18 protein-coding genes, 2 tRNA genes and 1 pseudogene are annotated in these 23156 nt (G+C 59.3%); 17 read left to right on the top strand and 4 right to left on the bottom strand.

Annotation, left to right across the window (positions count from 1 at the left end; genetic code table 11):
* The first annotated feature begins 201 nt into the window (after positions 1 to 201).
* The 6 genes from AC0L3I_RS16625 to AC0L3I_RS16600 all read left to right on the top strand — a co-directional run bounded on the left by AC0L3I_RS16625 (position 202) and on the right by AC0L3I_RS16600 (position 6360).
* Positions 202 to 1035: a transporter gene (locus tag AC0L3I_RS16625; RefSeq protein WP_473527583.1), complete on the top strand. Its 834-nt coding sequence runs from the start codon at positions 202 to 204 to the stop codon at positions 1033 to 1035.
* Between the two features lie 38 nt (positions 1036 to 1073).
* Positions 1074 to 2561 (top strand): DUF1254 domain-containing protein, encoded by a 1488-nt coding sequence (locus AC0L3I_RS16620; RefSeq protein ID WP_473527582.1) that lies wholly within the window; start codon positions 1074 to 1076, stop codon positions 2559 to 2561.
* Between the two features lie 47 nt (positions 2562 to 2608).
* Positions 2609 to 4072 (top strand): DUF1254 domain-containing protein, encoded by a 1464-nt coding sequence (locus AC0L3I_RS16615; RefSeq protein ID WP_473527661.1) that lies wholly within the window; start codon positions 2609 to 2611, stop codon positions 4070 to 4072.
* Positions 4073 to 4091: 19 nt separating this feature from the next.
* Positions 4092 to 4397, top strand: coding sequence for a hypothetical protein (locus tag AC0L3I_RS16610; RefSeq protein WP_473527581.1), 306 nt, complete (start codon positions 4092 to 4094; stop codon positions 4395 to 4397).
* Positions 4394 to 4897: a hypothetical protein gene (locus AC0L3I_RS16605; protein ID WP_473527580.1), complete on the top strand. Its 504-nt coding sequence runs from the start codon at positions 4394 to 4396 to the stop codon at positions 4895 to 4897. The genes AC0L3I_RS16610 and AC0L3I_RS16605 overlap by 4 nt, the downstream gene beginning before the upstream one ends.
* Positions 4898 to 5079: 182 nt before the next feature.
* Positions 5080 to 6360, top strand: coding sequence for an alpha/beta hydrolase (locus tag AC0L3I_RS16600; protein ID WP_473527579.1), 1281 nt, complete (start codon positions 5080 to 5082; stop codon positions 6358 to 6360).
* Positions 6361 to 6424: 64 nt separating this feature from the next.
* Here AC0L3I_RS16600 and AC0L3I_RS16595 read toward each other — a convergent pair whose 3' ends face one another.
* Both AC0L3I_RS16595 and AC0L3I_RS16590 read right to left on the bottom strand, forming a co-directional pair.
* Complete coding sequence (locus tag AC0L3I_RS16595; protein ID WP_473527578.1) at positions 6425 to 7201, bottom strand: porin family protein; 777 nt, start codon at positions 7199 to 7201, stop codon at positions 6425 to 6427.
* 182 nt (positions 7202 to 7383) lie between these two features.
* On the bottom strand, positions 7384 to 8145 hold the full coding sequence (locus AC0L3I_RS16590) for a neutral zinc metallopeptidase (protein WP_473527577.1): 762 nt from the start codon (positions 8143 to 8145) through the stop codon (positions 7384 to 7386).
* Positions 8146 to 8441: 296 nt separating this feature from the next.
* Here AC0L3I_RS16590 and AC0L3I_RS16585 point away from each other — a divergent pair, with 296 nt between their 5' ends.
* The 3 genes and pseudogenes from AC0L3I_RS16585 to AC0L3I_RS16575 all read left to right on the top strand — a co-directional run bounded on the left by AC0L3I_RS16585 (position 8442) and on the right by AC0L3I_RS16575 (position 10327).
* A complete protein-coding gene (locus AC0L3I_RS16585; RefSeq protein WP_473527576.1) occupies positions 8442 to 8603 on the top strand; it encodes a hypothetical protein in 162 nt (53 codons plus the stop codon).
* 314 nt (positions 8604 to 8917) lie between these two features.
* Positions 8918 to 9505 (top strand): annotated as a pseudogene (locus tag AC0L3I_RS16580) (ATP-dependent DNA ligase); the annotation flags it as partial.
* Between the two features lie 648 nt (positions 9506 to 10153).
* On the top strand, positions 10154 to 10327 hold the full coding sequence (locus tag AC0L3I_RS16575) for a hypothetical protein (protein WP_473527575.1): 174 nt from the start codon (positions 10154 to 10156) through the stop codon (positions 10325 to 10327).
* A 961-nt stretch (positions 10328 to 11288) separates the two neighbouring features.
* Here the strand turns inward: AC0L3I_RS16575 and AC0L3I_RS16570 are convergent.
* The gene (locus tag AC0L3I_RS16570; protein ID WP_473527574.1) at positions 11289 to 11513 is read right to left on the bottom strand and encodes a hypothetical protein; all 225 of its coding nucleotides are present in this window, start codon (positions 11511 to 11513) and stop codon (positions 11289 to 11291) included.
* A gap of 1782 nt (positions 11514 to 13295) precedes the next feature.
* Here AC0L3I_RS16570 and AC0L3I_RS16565 point away from each other — a divergent pair.
* On the top strand, positions 13296 to 13601 hold the full coding sequence (locus AC0L3I_RS16565) for a hypothetical protein (protein WP_473527573.1): 306 nt from the start codon (positions 13296 to 13298) through the stop codon (positions 13599 to 13601).
* A 321-nt stretch (positions 13602 to 13922) separates the two neighbouring features.
* On the opposite strand, the gene AC0L3I_RS16560 is transcribed toward AC0L3I_RS16565, so the two are convergent.
* Positions 13923 to 13997, bottom strand: a tRNA-Asn gene (locus AC0L3I_RS16560).
* 221 nt (positions 13998 to 14218) lie between these two features.
* On the opposite strand from AC0L3I_RS16560, the gene AC0L3I_RS16555 reads away from it, so the two are divergent.
* The 7 genes from AC0L3I_RS16555 (at position 14219) to AC0L3I_RS16525 (ending at position 23068) form a co-directional block, all read left to right on the top strand.
* A complete protein-coding gene (locus AC0L3I_RS16555) occupies positions 14219 to 14479 on the top strand; it encodes a hypothetical protein (protein ID WP_473527572.1) in 261 nt (86 codons plus the stop codon).
* A gap of 330 nt (positions 14480 to 14809) precedes the next feature.
* A tRNA-Cys gene (locus AC0L3I_RS16550) sits at positions 14810 to 14883 on the top strand.
* A 106-nt stretch (positions 14884 to 14989) separates the two neighbouring features.
* Positions 14990 to 15658, top strand: a complete 669-nt coding sequence (locus AC0L3I_RS16545; RefSeq protein ID WP_473527571.1) for a protein-L-isoaspartate O-methyltransferase family protein — start codon at positions 14990 to 14992, stop codon at positions 15656 to 15658.
* 186 nt (positions 15659 to 15844) lie between these two features.
* Entirely contained in the window at positions 15845 to 17257 is a 1413-nt protein-coding gene (locus AC0L3I_RS16540) for a TolC family outer membrane protein (protein WP_473489505.1), read from the top strand.
* 213 nt (positions 17258 to 17470) lie between these two features.
* On the top strand, positions 17471 to 18421 hold the full coding sequence (locus AC0L3I_RS16535; RefSeq protein ID WP_473527570.1) for a PopZ family protein: 951 nt from the start codon (positions 17471 to 17473) through the stop codon (positions 18419 to 18421).
* Positions 18422 to 18642: 221 nt separating this feature from the next.
* Positions 18643 to 21426: a valine--tRNA ligase gene (locus AC0L3I_RS16530; RefSeq protein ID WP_473527569.1), complete on the top strand. Its 2784-nt coding sequence runs from the start codon at positions 18643 to 18645 to the stop codon at positions 21424 to 21426.
* Positions 21427 to 21859: 433 nt separating this feature from the next.
* The gene (locus tag AC0L3I_RS16525; protein ID WP_473489508.1) at positions 21860 to 23068 is read left to right on the top strand and encodes an OmpP1/FadL family transporter; all 1209 of its coding nucleotides are present in this window, start codon (positions 21860 to 21862) and stop codon (positions 23066 to 23068) included.
* Positions 23069 to 23156: the final 88 nt, after the last annotated feature.

Below are 23156 nucleotides of genomic sequence, written 5' to 3'. Positions count from 1 at the left end.
TCAAACGGCGGCCCCGGGCTGATACCGAGAGGGCCGCCTTTTTCAAGCACTTGGTTTCTATACCTCGACTCAGAACCCATTCTGTCTCCAGTCGGAGTGACAGATATACAACGCCGACCGTTATATAGTTGCTACAACTAGAAGTCGCTTGCTAGTGTACCAACCTCGTGCCGTCATAACTCAAGCGAGAGGCGCTTAAACGTGAACGCCGTGGTCGAGGGGATAGCAGTCATGAAATCTGCGCTCATTTTTGCATCGTTGACATTGGTTGGACTAGCGGGAACTGCGTTTGCACAGGAACACGATGCAGACGAACTGTCCAAGAAGTTGGCGAATCCGATCGCAAGCCTGATCAGCGTACCGTTTCAGAGCAATTTCGACTGGGGCGCTGGGCCGGACGGCGACGGTTTCTCCTATCTTATGAAAGTGCAACCTGTGATCCCGATCAAGATCAACGAAGACTGGAACCTCATATCGCGCACCATCCTGCCGATCGCCTATGCGGACTACCTTCCCGATGGCAGCAGCGAGTGGGGACTGGGCAACACCGAACAGAGTTTCTTCCTGTCTCCGTCGAAACCCGGCCCCGGCGGGCTGATCTGGGGTGTTGGGCCGGTCATCCAGCTGCCGACCCGTACCGAAGAGCTCCTCGGCTCCAACCACTGGGGCCTCGGACCGACCGGCGTCGCGCTGGTCCAGAAGGGGCACTGGACAGTCGGTATATTGGCCAACCAAATCTGGTCGCTTGGCGGCGATGACGATGACGCTGACGTCTTCAGCGCGACATATATGCAGCCATTCCTTAATTATGGGCTCGGCCATGGCGCGTCGCTCTACCTCGATACCGAAACAACCTACGACTGGGAGGCGGAGGAGTGGACGGTGCCGATCAATTTCGGCTTTCAACAGGTGTTGAAACTCGGTCATCAGCCCGTGCAACTCCAGTTCGGCGGACGGTACTACGCGGAAAAACCCGAAGGCGGGCCCGATTGGGGGTTGCGCGCGAGTTTTACTCTGCTTTTTCCGGAGAAGTAGCCGAGATTGAAAGCCAAGCTTGGCCTGGGCAACGATTCATGAAAGGGCAGTCAATGAAGCCCGTTTCAAAGCATCTCAAGTCCACCGCCTGCGCAACCGCCGTCGTTCTCTCGATGCTGACGGGAAGCGCGCAGGCGCAGCAATTCCCGATCCCACAGACCGCCGCTGATGTGCCAGGTCCCGCGGCGGGCAATATGATGACCGGGGAGTACGTCCAGATGGTCGGCCGGGTGGCCTACGTCTGGGGCTGGCCGCTTGTAGCCAACGCCAATCGCGCAGCAGCCTTCTCCAAGGCGCCCGAACCTGGACTGATCGGCGGCGTTGTGCCGATTGCCTATGGTGGGATTGCCATGCTGACCGACTATCTTACCGCGGACCAGCGCGTCGTCGCCTGCTCTAACCAAGACGTTGTCTATGGCCCCGGTTTCCTGCCGCTGGACAAGGAACCCTTTGTCTTCCAGGTGCCGGAGTTCGGCGATCGCTTCTGGGTGTTTGCACTCTACGACGCACGCACTGACGAGTTTTCCGAAATCGGCAAGGCGTACGGCACCAAGCCCGGTTTCTATATGGTGGTTGGACCGGACTGGAAGGGCGAAGCACCGGCTGGAATAGCGGCCGTTGTTCGTTCGTCCACGGCGTTGGCATTCGCAATTCCGCGCATCTTTATGGATGACACGGCGGAGGATCGTAAGGCAATTCAACCGGTGCTGAACCAGATCAACTTCTATCCGCTGTCGCAGTTCGACGGGAAGATGAAGATCAAGGATTGGACCAAGCTCCCGCACTACCCCGCTGAGCAGTCTTCGGGCTCGGGCGAGACCAAATGGGTTAACCCGGAGACCTTCTTTAACGAGTTGCCGGCGGTGATGAAGGCCGTGCCGCCACTGCCGGGCGAGGAGGCTCTGTACAATTGGATCTGGAGTGTGCTGGAGACAGCCGAAAAAGACCCGGCTGTGAAGCAAGCTTTAGTGGAAACCGCCATTGCCGCCGAGCAGGAACTCATCGACCCATTCCTTGAATGGCGTCACAACGGCCGCGCAGCCGGCAACGGCTGGAACTCGCCAGTGAACAACGCGAAGTGGGGAACTGACTACCTTAACCGCACCGCCACCGCAAAGTCGAACATATACGAGAACCGTCCGGAGGAGACGAAGTACATCTACACAGACAACGACAACCAGGGCCAGCAACTGGATGGCCACGGCCTCTATAGCGTTACTTTTGCCAAGGGACAGACCCCGCCGGTCAAGGGGTTCTGGTCAGTCACTTTGTACAACCAGATACATTTCTACAACGACAACCCGCTGAAGCGGTATTCGCTCGGAACCAAGAACAAGAACCTCGTCTACAATGCGGATGGTTCGCTGACACTGTACGCAGGCGCCAAGTCTCCAGGTTTGGACAAGGAAAACAACTGGCTGCCTGCACCTGAAGGAACCTTCTCACTGTATATCCGAGCCTACTGGCCGGAGAAGGCCATTCTCGATGGCACGTGGATGCCGCCAGTCGTCGACAAGGTGAACTGAACAAGCCGCCGCCGCAGAGAGGACACACGACGATGCGTTCCCCCTTCATGCACAGTCTCGTGGCGGCCGCATTCACACTGGCTTTCACCGCAGGTGCGCAGGCACAAGAAACCATGCCGCCGCTCGTGAAACAAATGTTCACTGGCGGCTGGCCGGACAAAGCAACTGTCGAGCAGTTGAACAACGACCGGCTCTACTATGACGCCATCGAAGCTTACAGGCTAACCCTGCCCGCCCTGAATACCATCGGCATGCGCGACGGCTCCGAGGCGAAGTTTGGCGAGGGCTACAACGTGCTTCCGATCTGGAAGGACCGGATGAATGGCAAGACCTGGGTGCCCACGCCAAACTGCGACGTGATCTATTCGATGAGCTACCTCGATCTCAAGGAGACCGGGCCGCTCGTCGTTCATGCCCCGCCGGATGTCATTGGCATGTTCACTGACTTCTTCCAACGGACCATCACCGACGTCGGGGCCATCGGGCCGGATCGCGCCCGCGGTGGACTCTATCTGCTGCTGCCACCGGACTACCAGGGGCATGTGCCGGCGGGCTACTTCGTCGTCAAATCCTCGACCTACAACGTCTTCCTCTTCTTTCGCACCGTCATGAAACCGGGCGCAAACGGGCCCGACCCCACGGATGCAGTGGCGCTTGCCGAGACGACACGCGTCTATCCACTCGACCTCGTCGAGAAAGAGCGCAAGCCGATGCAGTTTCCTAACGGCTCGAACGTCCCCGTGAACATGATGTATCCCACGGACTTCTCCTACTGGGAGAAACTGAAGGCGTTTGTGGACTATGAGCCGGTGGAGTCGATTGCGCCGGAAGTACGCGGCATCCTTGCGTCGATCGGCATCATCAAGGGCGTGCCCTTCAACCCGGATGCCGCTACGAAGGAAGCTCTGACCAAGGCCGTGGAAACCGCGCCGAAGATGATTTACGCGTGGCGTCTCGCTGGCCGGGCTGATGGCAGGGACCGCTACTACACTGACCGGCGTTACGTCAACGCATGGGCCGGTACCGACGCCGCTTGGTTCCAAAGCAGCTATCTCGACGTGAACCAGCGCGCGTCCTTCTTCCAGGTCGCCTATTCCTCTGCGCCGGCCATGGTGATGGACACGATCAACGCGGGCTCGAAATATCCCAGCACGATGTGGGACAAGGACGGCGACCTGCTCGATGGAAGCAAGTCCTACAAGCTGCATCTTCCGCCTGGCATTCCGGCGAAGGCTTTCTGGGCGGTAACGATCTATAATCCGGCCGACGGCACGATGCCGCAGACCAGCCAGCCGTTCCCGTCGCGCAACCAGATGGACAAGGTGCCGCCGAACGCGGACGGCTCGATTGACCTCTATTTCAGCCCGACCAAGATGGAAGGCGTGGACGAGAAGAACTGGATCCAGACGCTGAACGGTCGCGCCTTCCTCGTCACCATCCGTCTCTACGGGACCGGCACAGAGTTCTACGACCAAACGTGGAAGCCAGACGACGTAGTGAAGCTGAACTAAAACTCAGAAGGGATGTGGCATGGCAAATGATGTCACCATCACTCGCTTCGCCGGCGGCCTCGTACGCAGCGGGGTCGGATTATTCGTCGTCGGTTTGACGACCGGACTCGGTCTGGTCCTGCACTATTTCTACGTGACGCCATTCGACGTGTGTTCTGGGTCATTTGCGACCATGGCAATCACCGAGGTCTGGCCCTGGGCGCTGCCGCTGCTCGCCACAGAAGGATTTGGGTTGGCGCTTGCCGCGCTGGGGTTTGGTTTGATCCCGCTGGCCCGACATGGCGTGGGTTCCGTCGTTCTCTCTCATGACAGGAATGTGCCATGACGCAACTTGAAGTCGGCGGGCGGTTCATTCGTCAAGGATTTTGGCTGTTGCTATTCGGCTTCCTGATGAGTTTTGGCATGGTGCTTCATTATGTCGTAGGCGCTCGTTACGAAACCGGCCCGGAGTTCCTGAAAAATGTCACGCTCTGGTACGCGTGCCCGTGGACGCTGTCGACAGCCGTGGTAATCGGCGGTGCGCTTGGCATGATCGCTATCGGCACGGTGTACGCCATGCTCGGAAAGATGATTTCCGGTGCCCGCGTCGAGGGCTTGGAGACGACCGCGCTGACGCTGTGTACTCTCTCACTAATAGCCATCTTTCTCACCGGGTATGCTGGATACTTCGTGATCGATCGCGTTTGGCCGGCCTTCTACTATGCACCCGTCACAGACGGAAAGAACGTGTGGCTGTTGATGCAACTCGCCTGCATGGTGGCTTACGCGGTTGGGGTTTTTCTTGCATTCAACGGCATCCGACGCACGAGCCATGCGATGGCATAATCGAGGCACGCAATCGAAGGAGGGTGATGTTGGTTCAAAATTGTATGCTGACTTGGCACCGCCCCTGAGCGATCTGACAGGACTCAATGAGCCGAAAGCGCGTTTCCGCCGCCTGAATTTGAAAGTCCAGAAGCAGAGCGATCAGGAGCTCCTGCCTTGGTCAATGGCAGATTGGGGAGATCATGCTGAGCATCAGGTCTTTGGCGGTCTTGGCACTTGCCGTTTCGGCATGTGCCCGCCATCCAGAGGGCGTACTGGTGCCAGTGGCCGACACAGCACCTTCGACAAGCCGGGTCGAAATGCTGGTTGTCACGACGCGCCAGCGCTCGCAGAACCCCGGCGAGATGTTCTCCGGTGAGCGGGGCCAACTGGCGTTTGCCGACTTCACCGTCTCCATTCCTGAAAACCGCAAGGAGGGCGAGGTCAATTGGCCGAAGAGGTTGCCCCCCGATCCCGCTACGGATTTCGCGACTCTGAACGCGGAGGTGATTGACAGGGAAACGGTCATCCGTCGGCTGAACCAGGCCGCAATAAAAAGCCCGGATCGCAGCGTACTGGTATTCATCCATGGCTTTAACAATCGATTCGAGGATTCGGTCTATCGCTTTGCTCAACTCGTCCATGACTCCGACACGCACAGCGTGCCGATCCTGGTGACATGGCCGTCACGAGGACACCTTCTGGCCTATGGATATGATCGCGAGAGTACTAACTACACACGCAACGCGCTTGAGAACCTCTTTCAATTCCTGGCGCGCGACAAGGACGTCAAAGAAGTGTCGATCCTTGCCCATTCGATGGGCAACTGGCTGGCGTTGGAATCGCTGCGTCAGATGGCGATCCGCAATGATGGGCTGCCAGCCAAATTCAAGAACATCATGCTTGCTGCTCCCGATGTAGATGTCGATGTTTTCCAGTCGCAAATCGCGGACATGGGTCAGCCACACCCGCTATTTACGATGTTCGTGTCGCGCGACGATCGTGCGCTGGCGGTGTCGCGGCGCGTTTGGGGCGATATCCCGCGCCTAGGATCGATCGATCCGGAACAACCTCCCTACAATTTCGAGCTTACGGAAGACGAGATCACGGTGATCGATTTGACCAAAGTCAAGGCTGGAGACCGCCTGCACCATGACAAGTTCGCAACTTCCCCTGAGATCGTGCAACTTATCGGCGGTCGGATATCGGAGGGACAGATGCTGACCGACAACAGGGTGGGGCTTGGAGAGCACATCATCACCGGAACGGCTGGCGCTGCGGCTACTGTGGGTGGCGCAGCCGGAATTGTCGTTGCAACTCCCGTTGCCGCTGTTGACCAGGACACAAGAGCCCATCTTCACCACCATGTGCGCGCGCTCGGGAGACCCGGCCCCCGTTGGCCTGATATGAACTGCGTCGAACCTCGTACGACGGCGAACACATGCGCAGTGCAACGCAGCCGCGGCACGGTTTCTAGTCGCTAGCTATTTTGTTCAGGTATTGCTGGGGCGATCCGTCGTATTCCAGCTGACGGGGCGGCTAATTCGATCAGAACTGAAACTTGGCGCCTATGACTGGCCCCTGCATTGAGACGTCCCACACAAATCCATCGTCGTCATAGTCTACGGCAAGGTAGCGGTAGCCAGCCTCCAGCGCGAACGAGTCGTTGACCTTGTATTCAAGCGTGGCCTCAACCTGCCAATCGATGTCAGCACCGACGCCGAAGCCACCGACATCGGCCTCGGCGTGAAGCCCGAAGCCACTGCCGAGATCAAAGCTGCCAGCCAATCCAATCAGCGGATCGACCCAGGTCTTGCTGCCACTGGCCTCTCGCGTTTGGAACGGGCCAGTAACGGTCAAATCCGTATCCAAGTACCAGAGCCGTCCGCCTGCCAGAACATCCAAGGTCGCGGTACCATTGTCGACGACCCGATAGGAGCCGCCGAAGGTCCACAGTATCACGTCCAGATCTGCCTCTGCCGAAAACAGTCCGAACGGGCCTGTTCCTTCGGCCTTTAGTCCGAGGTAGATGAACTCGGTGAAAACAGCGTAACGGTCATAGCGTGCCTCGCCGTCAATCATGACAGGAGGCGGCCACCAATCGAGGTGGTCCCAAATCTGATCGAAATCGACGTCGACATTCGCCGGTCCAAGGCCGCGGACGCCGACACGGCCGTCGAGGCTTGCCGCCCAGAAAAACGGCTCTACCGTGAAGGTCCACTCAGGCGGGATTTCAGGAGCCGGCGTCTGGACATCCGCAGCGATCGTCGGTGTCGCAACCAGCACCGCCGCCAGTCCTGCCCATGCCGCTCGGACGATTCCCATATCATGTCCCCTCGAAATCTTGCTGCCAAGTGTACGGCCATCCCCGCAATTTCGCCATTGTAGCACGCCAGTTCCAGGGCTTCTTTGTCCGAACTGTTGCCCCGCGGCCACTATTCCCACAGGGTTGGGGGGAGAGGCGGCAGGGTCTACACATCACACCTCGAGTTCAAGACAGTCGAAGCTCAGTAGGGATCGGAGAAAGTGTCGCAATCCCCGAATTTTCCACCGTATAACCCTCGCCGGAGCCATCTGACCCGCTGGTCCGATGTGCCATGTGCAAAGGTCTCCGGTCCCATCTCGCCTAATTCCTTCAACTTCGACTGCAAGGCATCATCGCCGAGTCGCCGCGCCGCATTTTGCGCCTGTTCAAGAAACGTTTTTGGAAGGGGCTTATTGTAAGCCATGTAGTATCCCCACATGCCCGCGAAGCAGTCTGCCTGCAATTCAACCCGAACTGCGAACTTTCGGGCGCCTTCACGACCCACTTGCTCCCGCAGCTGCTTGAAGTCTGGCAGGATACCCATCTCATTTTGGACGTGATGGCTAACTTCGTGAGCAATCATAAATGCTGGGGCAAAACTTCGCGACGCACCCAGAAATTCGGAGAACCCCTTAAAGAAACCTGTGTCGATATAGAGCTTACGCTCACTTGCACAGTAGAACAAACCATGTGCAGTCGAGATTATACCGCACCAAGTATATACTTTGTTCCGGAACATACTCAAGATTGGTCGCTTGTAAGTCAAACCGTTCTCTTGGAATATTTTAGTCCAGAAACCTCCTAAATCCGCGAGCGTTGACACAATTAGCTGCTGTATTTGATCGTCATCCGAGACATCACCACGTCTTGCGTCAGCAACGGGTTCGACAATCCCAGCCGCCATTAACCCGGGAGATTTCAAGGCAATATATACCAAAGCAGGCAGGAGCAGGTTGAAGAACATCTTTAGCCTGTTTGTCGAGACAGCACCTATTTCGCGTTTTCTATTCAGCCTGACTTGGCGCTGCGGCGCTTATTTCCAACTATGGGCCCCCACGAGACGAACTTCCGGACTCCCCGATGTCGTCAGACGCGGTATTGTTAGAGGCACGTGCGCAGGTTATCCCGACAGCGCACATGAATCTACCATTGCCGAACCGAAGCAGGTCCAGACAACGGCGAGTCGACGACAGGAATCACCGGCTTGGCCCAGTCACCTATTGCGCCCATGAATGCGCTAAGAAGGATTTGGATGACACGATGAACGACCTTTCAGCTCCCAACCCGATTTTTGAAATTGTTCTCGGCACGTTGATCATGATTGTAATCACCTTCGTACACGGCCTCGGCCTTCGCGCAGTCAACCAGCGCTTCAGCAAGTCCTGGATCCATATGAACGAGACCACGCCGCATGGCGTCTGATCGGACCAATCATAGCGATGTTGGGCTTGTTTACATTCGGTTGGACAGGTAGCGTTCTGGTGACCATCATGAGCGAAGTCGGCAAGCTCGACAGAATGGTACGATGGACCGCGCGGAGCTCTGAGGCGGTCACTACCGAACCAAAAGTCAGCCTGGCAAATCCTGGTCAAAATGGACTATCAGTGCCGGCTACACGCGACGTGCGCGATCTTCGTGCCCTCCTCCCTGCTTCGTGCGATATCGCGCACGCGTCGCTCGAGCGCCCAGAATTGTTCCGCTTGCTTGCGGATTGTAGTCGGCCGAGGTGCTGAATTCTAAAAGTCCAAATCACGAGGCGCCAGCACGACCTCTATTTCGTCGCGTTCGATCTGCTGCATCTCAACGGCCACGACTTGCGCGACATGGTCCTAGAGGATCGGCGGGAAATACTGGCCGGCCTTATAGGGTCCGACAGCCGCATCCAGTTCAGTGAGACGATGCCGGGCGAGGCTGATGCGATCTATCATCTGATCGACACGGCCGGCCTGGAGGGGATGGTGTCAAAGCGTCGAGACAGCAAGTATCGCAGCGGCCCTTCGACCAACTGGCTGAAGACAAAATGCTACACCGTCGGGGAATTTGAACTGCTCGGCGTCGAGCGCGAGGCCGGCAAGCCTGCCTTTGCCCTGATGGCCGAGCGAGGCACCGGGCGCTATGTCGGCTCGGCCTTCATCACCTTAAACCGGGAAATGCGCGAACGGCTCTGGCAGCGCGTCCAGGAGCACGCAGGGACGGCGCCAAAAGGCATGAAGCGGCCGGCGACGCAGTGGGTCAAACCGGGGATTAAAGCCCGCGTGAAGCATTTAAGGGGCGAGGAAGATCTTCGGCACGCCTCACTACAGGATTTCTGGGATGAGGATTGAAGACGACGATGTTTGTCTCCCTCTATTCATGGCCCATACGCCACTCCATCCGGCCCCACGCATACCCACGGCTGCTGAACGCCTCCGATCTGGAGGTCCCCCTGGGTGTAGCACTCGGTCCGCGATCCTCGAATGTTATCCAGCACGAGGATGCAGACGATGAGAATGGCCGCGACGACTAGCGTCTTCATGTCGACGCCTCATCCAAAGAAGTAGTGCTCGCCGCCACCGAGGTCGAGGAGGCCAGCTGGACCCCACTTGTCGTCGCTCTTGGGGTCTGCTTGTCCATGAGGAGGCGGGCGTAGTCGGCTGGCTCGATGCCCGGTGGCAGGTCGATCATGGTGCCCCCGCTTGATGTGATAGAGCAAATTTTGATGCCGGCTATACCACAAAATGTTAGAAGCTGCTAATGTTCAGGTGCCCTGGATGGGGCCGCGGCGTAGTTCGAGGGTGGGTCAGCGAACGCCTCATGTCCGCTATGACGCCGGGCCAGATAGCCGGGCGGCATCGCTGAAGACTCGAGACGCTATCAGCGAGGCCGAGAAGCGAGGGTCGGCAAGCTTCCTCGCTCTCCAACCCGCTTGCCAGCGACATCAAATTTTAGGAATATAATCTCCATTGCGGCGAACCCCTTTTACGGAGATCGCCATGCCTCAAAAAACCCTCGCCGACACCCTGGCCGCCCGCGAAACCATCTATGTCAATTGTGCGCACCCGATGTGCTGCAAATCGACGAAGCTCGACATCCAGGCGCTGACTGACAGGCTCGGCCGTGACCACGGCTCGATGCATGACGACCTGGTCGGGCTCTTTATCTGCTAAATTGCAAGGCTGCCGGCGTGACCGCCGGCAGGTGTTCTTCACATGCATTCCTGACTACGAAGGCCAGCAGCGGGCGCGCAATCGCGACTGGAAGCCAACTTTCGAACGAAGGGGCTGAACGTGGCCGGCGCCTGTTTGGGGGGCGGGGGTAAGATCGCCTGACGGCGCCGGCCGGGCGGATTGGGATCCGCAGATGGAACCCTACCGAACTTGGCGATTCACGTAAATTCCGTGATCGCGGAAGACCCTACGCGCTGCCGTTTCCCGCGCCATTCCATGAGTCTGGAGCGGGCGATATTTTAGTCAAGAGATTGCTAATATGCGTGGCCGCTTCATCCAATCGATGGACGAAAACCATCAAGGGCCGGTGCTAATTTGATGCATGTCACGACCTTACTTGCGCCCGAGCCACCTCGCTATCGCTATCCTCGCGATCAGCGTCAGCTATGCCGAAGCCGCGGACCGTAAGGTCGAAACCGCGACTCTCGGTACGTACGACAATTCGAAGAACCTGCCGGCTTGCACCGCGTCAAACTCACTCTTCGAAGTGCTAAATAATTGGAATCGTCGCCCATGAGACTCGCGACCCTAGACCTTGAAACTGCGAGATACGGTGACGTTTATCGCGCCGTAAGGCTCACGCGGCTAAGGCAGCAAGTGATCCGGCACATCAAGCGCACTGACGCCTCGGCTCAAAAAGTCGAGCAAGCGCTGGCTAGGTTGGCCGAAGCAAACGCCCCCATGGACCAGCTCGCGCGGCATCAGTAGGGCCACGCTCATGCACCCCTCCGCATCGGCACGATGTGCGGCGGGTTGTTCGATTGCTGCATGTGGCATTCCTCCACATTCGTTTCGCGTCGCATGCGGTCGGCGTGCTTGAGGGTGTAGGCCACTGCTGCGACGCTCCCTACATCTCGTTGTTTTCGATGATCCCGGCTTCGCCGTCGGGCAGGTGAGAAGCTTATTTCCCAAGACGGCTCAGAACTATAGCAAGGTAGCCTTTGTCTCGATCCTTCCGATCTTGCAATTCTGCGAGGTCGGAACGTAGCGCTTCCTCACCCTCGATATCGGTGATGCCATAGTCTTGTTGCGCATCGAGCCACCATTGAGTTTGCTTAATGAGCTTTTCAGTACCCTTAATTCGCTCTTGTAGCGATTCAGCATACCTTTCGAGCCCCTCGGTCAACGCCCCCTCCTGAATAAATGAGTCTGCCAGCAAATCACCATCGCGGCGCCAGCACAAGCGCCCGCCAGGACTCGCGAGCCGCTTCCCTGCTGTAGGACGGCCGCCAGCCGAAACGCTCGCTGGAGAGGCTCTGTACTGCGCTGCACTGAGGACGGAGTACTTCAGGCTAGATTTGTCCAGAAAAGTATCGCCTGACACGCGAAGCCCACACAGGCCGATATGCCGCCAGCGGCGTTCCACCGGCCGGCGCGCTGCAGTTCTCCGATGAAAGTGTTAAGATTATTGGGGACGCGGATCGATGCCGCAACAAGCCAAAAAGCTGCAGCGAGGCCGGTCGAGAAAAGTCCGATCAGATTAATCCACAACGTCATGATCTTCTCAGCCTCACCCCGGCGCCGCCGCCATTCTCGGCGATGAACTCTACGCCGGCGGATTCGAGGGCGCGCTCGATCGCCGCCAATGTGCTCACCCGCGGGTCAGTTACCCCACGCTCGACGTTCTTCGGCGCGATTAACGTTCTCTGCGATTTCCAAAAACTGAGTGTCGATCGCGTCTTTAGTAGCCGCCACCGCCAGTACCGCCGGCACTGCCACTACTGCCCCCGCTCGATGTAGACGCGGTTGCCGGTGCGGGTGGAGCCTCGCCGCGTGGTGCTGTCATGCAGGCAGTCAAAAGTAATACCGAAAACAGGATGAAGAGGCGCATATCGATAACCTCCTTTGGTAGGGTGTTCCCTATCGACAACGTCTCAGGTCCATCATTATTCCGCGAAGTTTGATCGGAATGCCCGCTGCCTCACGGTGGCGGGCTTTTTCTCTGGTTCACTTAGAGCCGGTGCGAAGTACAGTGTATGACGAGGTTGTCACCGCGCCGGAACCATTACCACGCGTGACGCGCACTGTAGCAGGTCCGCTCTTTGCAGGGGCGGCGGTCGCGGTCGAGGCTACTGTCTCGATCACGTCCGTCGCCCTGGCGTAGAATAGCTCGCCATTCGGCGAGACGCCCCATCCTGCGATATCATCCTCATCTCTGATCGCCTGGCAACGTCCAACCGTTTTTTGACCAGCGTGCGGAGGAACTCTCGATATCTGATCAGCCAGCGCTTCTTCGCATTTGGACGTGGTCGAAAAGATCGTGGGCTTTGAGGCAGGCGCTCGGCATAGCATCAAATCGGGACTGCACGACAACAGCACCATAATGGCAGACGTTACCGTATCCATCGCCCTTCGCCTCCGCGATGTAATATAGCTTCAATGCTGAGACTGCGGAATGGTCAAACGTTCGAGCCCGCTGCCTCACGGTGGCGGGCTTTTTGCTGGGGCGGACAGTCCGGCGCGATTAAGGTTCTCTGCGATTTTCCAAAACTGAGTCGATCGCGTCTTTAGTAGCCGCCACCGCCAGAACCGCCGGCACTGCCACTGCTCCCGCTCGATGAAGACGCGGTTGGCCGTGCGGGTGGAGCCTCGCCGCGTGGGGCTGTCATGCAGGCAGTCAAAAGTAATACCGAAAACAGGATGAAAAGGCGCATATCGATTCTCCCTATGGTAGGTAGAGTGTTCTCTATCGACAACGTCTCAGGTCCATCATTACTCCTCGAAGTTTGATCGGAAGACCCGCCGGTTGCTGGCTCCGCTAGCACAGCGTTTCGCACCGGGTCCCGTCGCCATCGCGATCCAGCTTGGAAATGTGCGGAACCGTACGAAGCGGATTGCACGCAACCAACGCGGTGGCCGGGCATTAATTTAGCAAAGCATCAAATAGGAAAGCATCGGGAGGAAGACCATGCTGCACCTTAACATGCCCGGCGAATTTGAGGTCGGCGATGAGGTTGCGCTAGCAGGTACCGTCATCACCATTCTCCCTAGCGGCCGAGCCAGAGTGAGCATTCCATCCTATGACCATCCTTACACGCTAGAGCCGCCACCCAAAGCCCGGGCCGGCGACCGAGTAGTTCTTGTTGGGGACGTCACCCGCATCGATCGCGGAGCGGAGAAACTCACCGTGCGGATTGACTGCGGCGGCGTGATTACGGTCGACAGGTCGGCAATCACTCGGCTGAGAAAGCATCGCCGGGCTTCAGCCGGTTGAACGCTACGGCAACACCACGGCTGCGCTCGTCGGGCATACGGTGACGTTGCTCTTCCTCGCCGTAGGCGTGCCCCATGGCCCAAGGTTTTTACCTGCCGGCCAGCTAAGTCGTTGAAACCCTTGGTACGCCCAAGGGGAATCGAACCCCTGTTCCCGCCGTGAGAGGGCGCTGGGCGATACTGAAATTCGTCCAAAGCCATCCTGTCACGCCAATCGCGGCAATCATCAGATCAGGCCAATAGCGAAACCCGATTCTGTAGATATGCTGTAGATCAGCCGTTATCCGGAGATTTTCAGGATGGGGTAAGTCATTGAAAATGTTGGCTCCCCGGGCCGGATTCGAACCAGCGACCAACCGGTTAACAGCCGGTTGCTCTACCACTGAGCTACCGGGGAACAGAGGCTCTCATGTGAGTGGCGCAGCCTATAGCAAACCCGTTTCGGCTTTGCAAAGCAGCATTTCGTATTTTTCGACGCTTTTTCCCGCCACGATTTCTCGCAATCATGTGCGCGCGTCCTCATATGAGCCGTCTGGCGGGGTGCGCGGAACCGAAAACGCGGTTGCGGCTTTCGTCAGCTGGTGCTTTTACTTTGCACGAACGGATCACCGACCAGACATGAGCGCAGCGAGCCACAACCATCCACCGGCACGGAAAATATTGGTCTTCGGCCGTCAGTTCACCATGCCGCGTTCGCGCGGCCTCAGGATTGCGATCGGCGTCGTGCTGATCTTCGGCGGCATTCTCGGCTTCCTGCCGATCCTGGGGTTCTGGATGATTCCGATCGGATTGCTGGTGCTCTCCTACGAGTTTGCCTTGGTGCGCCGCCACCGGCGCCGGCTTGTCGTGTGGTGGGAGCGGCGGCGGCGGCCGAACTGACGGGTTTGTACCGCAGGGGCAAGCTTCTGTGAGGGGGCGTCTTTCCGGCTCGACTAAATCTGGCCAATGCCCGGAGCGCTTTTCCGGCCCTCGCAGCTCTCCTTCAGAATGGCGGACCTTCTGCTTACGCTACGTAAAGTCCAGGTCCCGGGCTTCCCTTTGCGATACTCCGTACTTAACAATTAACTAATATCTTAATTGCAGGATGCGTATCGACGATTCGATGCGTGGCATCATGGCCAAGGGGAAACCGTCCGGAATGCACCATGGCCGCTTGACGGCATTTTCGCCGCAACCTATTGGAACCGGGTGGAACGCCGGGAGCAATGAGGCCTCGTGGCGGAGTGGTTACGCAGAGGACTGCAAATCCTTGCACCCCGGTTCGATTCCGGGCGAGGCCTCCAAATGCCCAAGCTCCCGCGCACCAGCGCCAGGGGGCTTGAATTCCGGTCGAATGAGCCGCGGTCTTGGCGCGGCAAGCAGATTGGTTTTGGGCGGATTGGTTGGAACATGAGCGCTGATTTTGCCGAACGTCGGGTGAAAATGGTCGATGGCCAGATCCGCACCACCGACGTGACCAGCGCGCCGCTGCTCGAGGCGATGCTTGTCGTGCCGCGCGAGGCCTTTGTCGCCCCCGGCCAGCGCGATCTGGCCTATATCGACGAGGACATCCGCATCGCCAATGCAGCGGACGGCCCACGCTATCTCATGGAGCCTTCGCCGCTGGCCAAGCTGATGCAACTGGCCGAGATCGGCCCTGGCGATTCGGCGCTCGATGTCGGCTGCGGCACCGGCTATGCGGCGGCGATCCTGTCGCGGCTGGCAAAGTCGGTCGTCGCCCTGGAAAGCGATCCGGCATTGGTCGAGACCGCCATGTCGACGCTTTCGGCGCTGGGCTGCGACAATGTCAGCGTGGTCAAGGGGTCGCTGCCGGAAGGCCATGCCGCGGGAGCACCCTACGACGTCATTTTCATCGGCGGCAGTGTGGAGAAGGTGCCGGAATCGCTGCTCGACCAGCTTGCGGAAGGCGGCCGGCTCGTCGCCGTCGAAGGGCAGGGGAATTCGGGTGTGGCCCGATTGTTTTTGAAAACAAGGGGGGTTGTAACCGGAAGAGGCGCATTTAATGCGGCAATTAAGCCACTACCGGGATTTGAACGTGCTCATGCGTTTGAATTCTGAGCAATTTTGGCTTGCGGCAAAGGCGTTGTCATGTTCGCTTGCGCTTGAACAATCGTTGCTGATCCGCATAACCGGGGTGTTCTTTTGGGGGCTGACAGCAGGGGACCTGAAACACACCGCGCCGGCTGCTCGAATGGGAGAAGCCGGCGCGGTGTGGTTCCCATGCAAAACGAATGAGGGAATAACGTGCCGTCTTTACGCAAGAGCCTTTTTGCCGCCGTCCTCTTCTCGGCGACCGCGCTTTCTCCGCTGGCCGCCTCGGCGGAAACCATTCTCGGTGCACTTTCAAAAGCCTACCAGAACAATTCCGAGCTCAATTCGGCTCGTGCCGGCGTCCGCGTCACCGATGAGAGCGTTGCCATCGCCAAGTCCGGCTGGCGCCCGACCATCACCGGTTCTGCCGACATCGACTACTCCAGCGAAAATTTCAATGCCCGCGGCAATGTACCCGGCGCGAACCGAAGCACGCGTTTGACCACCGGCAACTTCGGCGTCCAGATCGACCAGACCCTGTTCGACGGCTTTCAGACCAGGAACAACGTCGCTGCAGCCGAATCCCAGGTCCGCGCCTCGTTCGAGAGCCTGCGCAACACCGAAGAGAACACTCTGTTCAACGCGGCAAGCGCCTACATGGACGTGATTCGCGACCGCCAAGTGGCGGTGCTGACGGAGCAGAACCTGCAGTTCCTGACCGAGCAGGCGCGCGCCGCGCGCTCGCGCTTCGAAGTCGGCGAGGGCACCCGCACCGACGTAGCACAGGCCGATGCCGAGCGCTCCTCCGCTGTGGCGGAACTGGCCGCCGCCCGCGCGCAGGCGCTGGCAAGCGCTGCGACCTATCGCCAGATCGTCGGCGATGAGCCAGGCAGGCTCAGGGCCGCTTCGCCGCTGTCGAAGCTGTTGCCGTCGAACCTCGATGCGGCGATCGCGATTGCAGCCAGCGAGCACCCGGCCATCCTCTCCACCCAGCATCTGGTCGACGCGGCGGCGTTTTCGGTGAAATCGGCCGAAGGCGCGCTGCTGCCGCAGCTTTCGGCTTCCGCCGGCGTTTCCAGCGCCTATCGCAGGGAGAGTCCGGGCGTCGATCTCGGGACGGGGCAGGATGGCACAACCAATTCGGCCAGCATTGGTGCCACCTTGACTATACCGATCTATTCGGGCGGGCGGACGTCGGCGATAGTGCGCCAGAACAAGGAATCGCTCAGCCAGGCCCGGATCGAGGTCGATGTAAGCCGCGACACCGTGCGGCAAGCCGTGACCTCGGCGTGGACGCAATATATCGCCGCCCAGCAAACCGTGGTGGCCAACAGGCAGGTGATCGCCGCCGCGCAGCTTGCCTTGAGCGGGGTCATCGAGGAGCGCAATGTCGGCCAGCGCACCACGCTCGACGTTCTCAACGCCCAGGCCACCCTCATCACCGCCAAGATCAACCAGGCCAGTTCCGAACGCGATTTGGTGGTGGCGAGCTATGCCATCCTCTCGGCGATCGGTCGTCTATCGGTCGAGCGTCTCGCCCTTCAGGTGACGAAATACAGACCCGAAGAGCATTACAATGCGGTTAAGGACAAGTGGATCGGCCTGCGCACCCCGGACGGCCGCTGATCGCGCCAGCAGTTTCAAATCCCGTCCAGTTTCAAGGCATTAGAGCCCGCGCGTTCGAAGGAATGCGCGGGCTCTAATCTGTTGAAATCCAATACACCCTCAGATTGGGGATTCTCGTAAGGCGATCCGTCGGTTACGCTATTGCCATGATTCGAATCCGGCTTTGGCCGGACAGGGAATCTACAACGAGTCACAAGGGCGGCGGATGTGACGATGGCGACGGCAAGCAGCGTACAGCGCGAACCTTCCATGGAAGAGATACTGGCTTCCATCAGGAGGATCATCGAGGACAACGATACCGGCCGCAAGCAGCCGGACGAAGCGGACGACCTGCTGCAGGATTTGACGTCGGTTGCAGTGCCGGCACCGGCGGCAGGGGGGGCGCCACCGGCGGCAGGCGGGGCGCCGGCGGCGGCAGGCGGAGCGCCGCCGGAGGCAGGCGGAGCGCCGCCGGAGGCAGGCGGAGCGCCGCCGGAGGTGAGCGCGTTTCGCGCCGAATTGCGTTCAGGATTGGATGCCAGGGGGCCGGTCACGCTGACCGAGGTGCAGGCGCAACCGTCGGCCGTCGAGCCCGTCATCGCACGCATGGAGCCGCCGGTGCGTTCCGATCCGGCTCCGGTCAAAGCGCTCGTGACGCTTGCTGGTGCCAGGGTCGCTGCCGAGCCGGCCCCGGCCGCCAAGCCTGAGCCGGATGCGCCTGCGACGGCAAGGGTTGCGGAGACGACCGACAGCATCGTTGCCGATTGGCGGCGTGAGATCGCCGCCGTCGGCGAAGCGAAGACCGCGGCCAAGCCGGACAGGGCCCCAGACAGGGCTGAGGTACGACGGACGCCGGACGCGGAATCGAAGCCCGAGGTTTTCGAGGACGCGGCCGAACCTGCTTTCGAGCCGGCCCCGCCGCGAAGCGGGTTGACGCGCCCGGCGACAAGCGAGGCACCGTCTAATCGTCCGGCGATCCTTTCCGAACATACAGGCCGGCAGGTCGCCGCCGCCTTCGGCGAGCTTTCCGATGCGTTCGCCAGCCGCAGCAAGAAAACCTTCGACGAGATTGCCGAGGAGATGCTGAGGCCGATGCTGCAGGACTGGCTGGACAACAATCTGCCGACGCTGGTCGAGCGGCTGGTGCGCGAGGAAATCGAACGCGTGGCGCGCGGCGCGCAGTAATAATTCCGACGGTCGACGGATGAACCCCGCCGCTGCGGGCGGTGTCTTCGTTGATGCGCGATGCAATGCCTACGGCCTCGGCAGTGGCATTGCCTGTGATCTTGCCCGATCTATCTGTATGGCAGGCGAGCCCGCTCGCCTGCCGCTTCGCGGTTGACTTGGCCAAAACCTTCCGATTTACACCGGACCAGCAAAAACCCGACAGCTCGGACCATTTCCCTATGCTCGAAAAAACCTACGACGCCAAAATCGTCGAGCCGAAGATCGCCAAAATCTGGGAGGAAGCCGACGCGTTTCGTGCCGGCGCAGGCGCCGAGGAGGGGGCGGAAGCCTTCACCATCGTTATCCCGCCGCCGAACGTCACCGGTTCGCTGCATATGGGCCATGCGCTCAACAACACGCTGCAGGACATTCTGGTGCGCTTCGAGCGCATGCGCGGCAAGAACGTGCTGTGGCAGCCCGGCATGGACCATGCCGGCATAGCCACGCAAATGGTGGTCGAGCGTCAGCTCATGGAGAAGCAGATCCACCGCCGCGACCTGACGCGCGATGAGTTCATCGAGAAAGTCTGGGAGTGGAAAACCGAATCCGGCGGCGCGATCCTCAACCAGTTGAAGCGGCTGGGAGCCTCCGCCGACTGGAGCCGGGAGCGTTTCACCATGGACGAGGGCCTGTCCAAGGCGGTGCTCGAAGTGTTCGTCACGCTCTACAAGGAAGGCCTGATCTACAAGGACAAGCGCCTTGTGAACTGGGACCCGAAGCTCTTGACAGCGATTTCCGACCTCGAGGTCGAACAGCAGGAGGTCAACGGCAATCTCTGGCATTTCCGCTATCCCGTCGAGAGCGAGGTCTTCGATCCGGAAAATCCAAAAACCTTCATCACCGTAGCGACGACGCGTCCCGAAACGATGCTGGGCGATACGGCGGTGGCGGTGCATCCCGACGACGAGCGTTTCCGGCATCTGGTCGGCAAGAACCTCGTCCTGCCGATCGTCGGCCGCAAGATCCCGGTGGTGGCGGACCAATATTCCGATCCGGAAAAGGGCAGCGGCGCGGTCAAGATCACGCCGGCCCATGACTTCAACGACTTCGAGGTCGGCAGGCGCCACAAGCTGCCGGCGATCAATATCCTCACCGTCGAGGCGGCGGTCGCCCTCACGGACAATGACGACTTTCTCGCCGGACTGGAGGTGACGCCCGAACGCCAGGCCGTCTGGGATGAGCTCGACGGCCTCGATCGTTTCGTCGCGCGCAAAAAGATCGTCGAGCTGATGGAAGCGGGCGGTTTCCTCGAAAAGGTCGAGCCGCATCGCCATGCCGTGCCGCATGGCGATCGCGGCGGCGTGCCGATCGAACCGTTCCTGACCGAACAATGGTATGCGAACGCGGCGGAGCTCGCCAAACCGGCTATTCGTGCGGTGCGCGAGGGCCGTACCAATTTCGTGCCGAAAAACTGGGAAAAGACCTATTTCGACTGGATGGAGAACATCCAGCCCTGGTGCATTTCGCGCCAGCTCTGGTGGGGTCACCAGATCCCGGCCTGGTACGGGCCGGACGGACGCGTCTTCGTCGAGAAGACCGAGGAGGAGGCGCTCGCAGCCGCCGTCGAATATTATCTGGCGCTGGAAGGGCCATGGAAGGCCTGGGTCGAGGACAAGCTCGAAAACTTCAAGCCGGGCGAGATCCTGACCCGCGACGAGGATGTGCTCGACACATGGTTCTCGTCGGCGCTGTGGCCGTTCTCGACGCTTGGCTGGCCGGACCAGACGCCGGAGCTGAAGACCTACTACCAGACCGACGTGCTGGTGACCGGTTTCGACATCATCTTCTTCTGGGTCGCTCGCATGATGATGATGGGCCTGCATTTCATGGACGAGGAGCCGTTCCACACCGTCTATGTCCATGCGCTGGTGCGCGACAAGAACGGGCAAAAGATGTCGAAGTCGAAAGGCAACGTCATCGACCCGCTCGAACTCATCGACGAATACGGCGCCGATGCGCTGCGCTTCACGCTGACGGTGATGGCCGCGCAAGGGCGCGACGTGAAGCTCGATCCGGCCCGCATCGCCGGTTACCGCAACTTCGGCACCAAGCTGTGGAACGCGACGCGTTTTGCCGAGATGAACGACGTCGCGAGGAACGATGAGTTCTGGCTGAACGACGCCAAGCTGGCGGTCAACCGCTGGATCCTGACCGAACTGACGCGCGCCGCGCGCGAAATCACCGATGGCATCACCTCATACCGGTTCAACGAGGCGGCAGGTGCGGCCTACCGCTTCGTCTGGAACCTGTTCTGCGACTGGTACCTGGAACTGCTGAAGCCGGTGTTCACAGGCACGGACGAGGCTGCCAAGGCCGAAAGCCGGGCTTGTGTCGCCTTCGTGCTCGACGAGATCTATAAGCTGCTGCATCCGATGATGCCATTCATGACCGAAGAGCTGTGGGCCGAGACATCAGGCGAGGGCAAGGAACGGCCGTCGCTGCTTTGCCATGCCGCGTGGCCGTCGCCAGACTTCGAGGATGAGGCAGCGGCCGCCGACATCAACTGGCTGGTCGATCTCGTCTCCGGCATCCGCTCCGTACGCTCGGAAATGAACGTGCCGCCGGCTGCGATCGCGCCGCTGATGGTGATCGGCGCCAATACCGCAACCCACGAAAGGCTTGAGCGCCAGGCGTCGGCCATCAAGCGGCTGGCGCGGGTCGGCGACATCTCGCTGGTCGACGCGGCGCCCAAAGGCTCCGCCCAGATCGTGCTCAACGAGGCGACCATCTGCTTGCCGCTCGGCAGTCTGATCGACCTTACCGCCGAGGCGGCGCGGCTGCAGAAGGAGCTGGTCAAGGTGACCGAAGAGATCGCCCGCCTGCACAAGAAGCTGTCCAACGAGAAATTCGTCGCCAACGCGCCGGAAGATGTCGTGGAAGCCGAGCGCGAAAAACTCGCCGAATATCGCGAGGCGCAAGAAAAGCTTTCGGTGGCGCTGACGCGGGTGCGTGAAGCCGGTTGACCTATCTCTGGTGTTTGAGAATCAGATTTTCTGAGCATCGGATTGTCCCAAAACCGGGCGCCGCTTTGGGTCCGATGCTCTAGGTTCGCGAGTCTCCGAACCTGCTTTTCGGACGGGGTCCCTGCCACGAAAATAGGCATTCCGCAGCGTAAATCTTGACGTAAACGGAATGTTTTAGCCCTATTGTTGCCATAATGTAACAATGGGGTTCGTTCCCGCAAAACGGGCCGTTTTTGCGCCGTTCCATGCGAGTTTTCCGAGTTTTTTTCTCAATTTGCAGCCAAATGAGCCGTTTTCCCGCTCTGCGGTGAAGCTGCCACTTTGTCTAAAATGCGGTCGGCGAAGGCGTATATGTACGCGTCGAGAATTCGTTGTTGCGACGTTAACCTGAATTGGTTCTAGCTTCGTCCATTCGTATTCGGGGAGGAGAGTCATGAACAATTTGCGTCTGAAAGCGCTGCTGGGGGCGGGGTGCTTTTCGCTGTTGATTTCGGGCGTTGCGAACGCAGGCGGTTTCGACCGGGGCGGTGTCAACATCGATCAGTTGTTTGATGCCGCGCCATATTCGTTCGATGCCGGCGTCACCTATGTTTCGCCACAGCGCACACTGAAGAATGTGCAGCGCCTGGATGGCTCGGGAATGTCGTCTTCGTCAGTGGATGTCGACGGCGACTATGCGGTGCCGCGCATCGGTATCAAGGCCAACATTTTTGAACCAGTGGATTGCCTTGCGAGCTATACGGAACCGTATGGTGCGGAGGCAGACTTCGGAATGAACAACGCCTATTCGCCAACCGCGGTCGAATACTACGTCAAAACAAATGATTTCGGCCTTACCTGCTCCTACAAGATAAACGTCGGCAAGGGCTCCCTGCGGTTCATCGGCGGCGTCTCCTACCAGGAGGTCGATGCGTTTCTGTCGCGCCAGACCTTGCTGGCCTTCGGCAATACCGGCCTCGGAAAATTCAAGCTTTCCGACGAGGCATGGGGTTGGCGCGTGGGCGCCGCTTATGAAATTCCCGAAATCGCCTTGCGCGCAAGCTTGATGTACTCTTCGAGCTACAAATATGACGGACTGTCGGGAACCGTCGACACGACCGGATTTGCAGGTGGGCCGCTAGGAAATGTTACCGGAGTGTTCCCTGTCTCCGCCTCGGCCGAGATACCCCAGGCCGTGGAATTCAAGCTGCAGAGCGGTATAGCGCCTGGCTGGTTGGCCTTTGGCTCGGTTCGCTGGCAGGAGTGGAGCAAGCTTGGCATTATTCCAATTAACGGCGTGATTAACCCGGTTTTCGGTACACCCTCGCCCGTTTCTTTCGATCTGCTTTATCGCGATGGCTGGACGGTTTCGGGCGGCATAGCTCACAAGTTCACCGACCAATTGTCTGGCGCGGTTTCGCTGACCTGGGACCGTGGAACCTCGACGACCTCCGGCTATCAGTCGGACACCTGGTCCGTGGCCAGCGGCATTTCTTATTCGCCGAACGATAAGATCGAGGTCAGACTTGGTGGTTCGATCGGTGTTCTGACCAGTGGGTCGTCGACCTTCACCGGTGTTGGCGACACGGCAAATGCCATCACCTACACGTACGACGACGATCTGCTCCTTGCCGGCTCAGCTTCGGTTAAGGTCAAGTTCTAAATACAAGTTTTCAATAGTAAAAAGCCGGGTCATGCCCGGCTTTTTTACTTGAGGGGGCTTCCCGGCAACCAAGCGGTGTTGCAACGAC

This window comes from Mesorhizobium sp. WSM4840, from assembly GCF_055811755.1.
The sequence above is the reverse complement of the archived record's forward strand: the minus strand, read 5'-3'. Positions and strand labels throughout refer to the sequence as shown.

Excerpts from the sequence above, each read along its gene's own strand:
- AC0L3I_RS16620 (WP_473527582.1), top strand. The coding sequence starts at position 1,074 with ATGAAAGGGCAGTCAATGAAGCCCGTTTCAAAGCATCTCAAGTCCACC.
- AC0L3I_RS16615 (WP_473527661.1), top strand. The coding sequence starts at position 2,609 with ATGCACAGTCTCGTGGCGGCCGCATTCACACTGGCTTTCACCGCAGGT.
- AC0L3I_RS16610 (WP_473527581.1), top strand. The coding sequence starts at position 4,092 with ATGGCAAATGATGTCACCATCACTCGCTTCGCCGGCGGCCTCGTACGC.
- AC0L3I_RS16605 (WP_473527580.1), top strand. The coding sequence starts at position 4,394 with ATGACGCAACTTGAAGTCGGCGGGCGGTTCATTCGTCAAGGATTTTGG.
- AC0L3I_RS16600 (WP_473527579.1), top strand. The coding sequence starts at position 5,080 with ATGCTGAGCATCAGGTCTTTGGCGGTCTTGGCACTTGCCGTTTCGGCA.
- AC0L3I_RS16595 (WP_473527578.1), bottom strand. The coding sequence starts at position 7,201 with ATGGGAATCGTCCGAGCGGCATGGGCAGGACTGGCGGCGGTGCTGGTT.
- AC0L3I_RS16590 (WP_473527577.1), bottom strand. The coding sequence starts at position 8,145 with ATGTTCTTCAACCTGCTCCTGCCTGCTTTGGTATATATTGCCTTGAAA.
- AC0L3I_RS16585 (WP_473527576.1), top strand. The coding sequence starts at position 8,442 with ATGAACGACCTTTCAGCTCCCAACCCGATTTTTGAAATTGTTCTCGGC.
- AC0L3I_RS16575 (WP_473527575.1), top strand. The coding sequence starts at position 10,154 with ATGCCTCAAAAAACCCTCGCCGACACCCTGGCCGCCCGCGAAACCATC.
- AC0L3I_RS16565 (WP_473527573.1), top strand. The coding sequence starts at position 13,296 with ATGCTGCACCTTAACATGCCCGGCGAATTTGAGGTCGGCGATGAGGTT.
- AC0L3I_RS16555 (WP_473527572.1), top strand. The coding sequence starts at position 14,219 with ATGAGCGCAGCGAGCCACAACCATCCACCGGCACGGAAAATATTGGTC.
- AC0L3I_RS16545 (WP_473527571.1), top strand. The coding sequence starts at position 14,990 with ATGAGCGCTGATTTTGCCGAACGTCGGGTGAAAATGGTCGATGGCCAG.
- AC0L3I_RS16535 (WP_473527570.1), top strand. The coding sequence starts at position 17,471 with ATGGCGACGGCAAGCAGCGTACAGCGCGAACCTTCCATGGAAGAGATA.
- AC0L3I_RS16530 (WP_473527569.1), top strand. The coding sequence starts at position 18,643 with ATGCTCGAAAAAACCTACGACGCCAAAATCGTCGAGCCGAAGATCGCC.
- AC0L3I_RS16525 (WP_473489508.1), top strand. The coding sequence starts at position 21,860 with ATGAACAATTTGCGTCTGAAAGCGCTGCTGGGGGCGGGGTGCTTTTCG.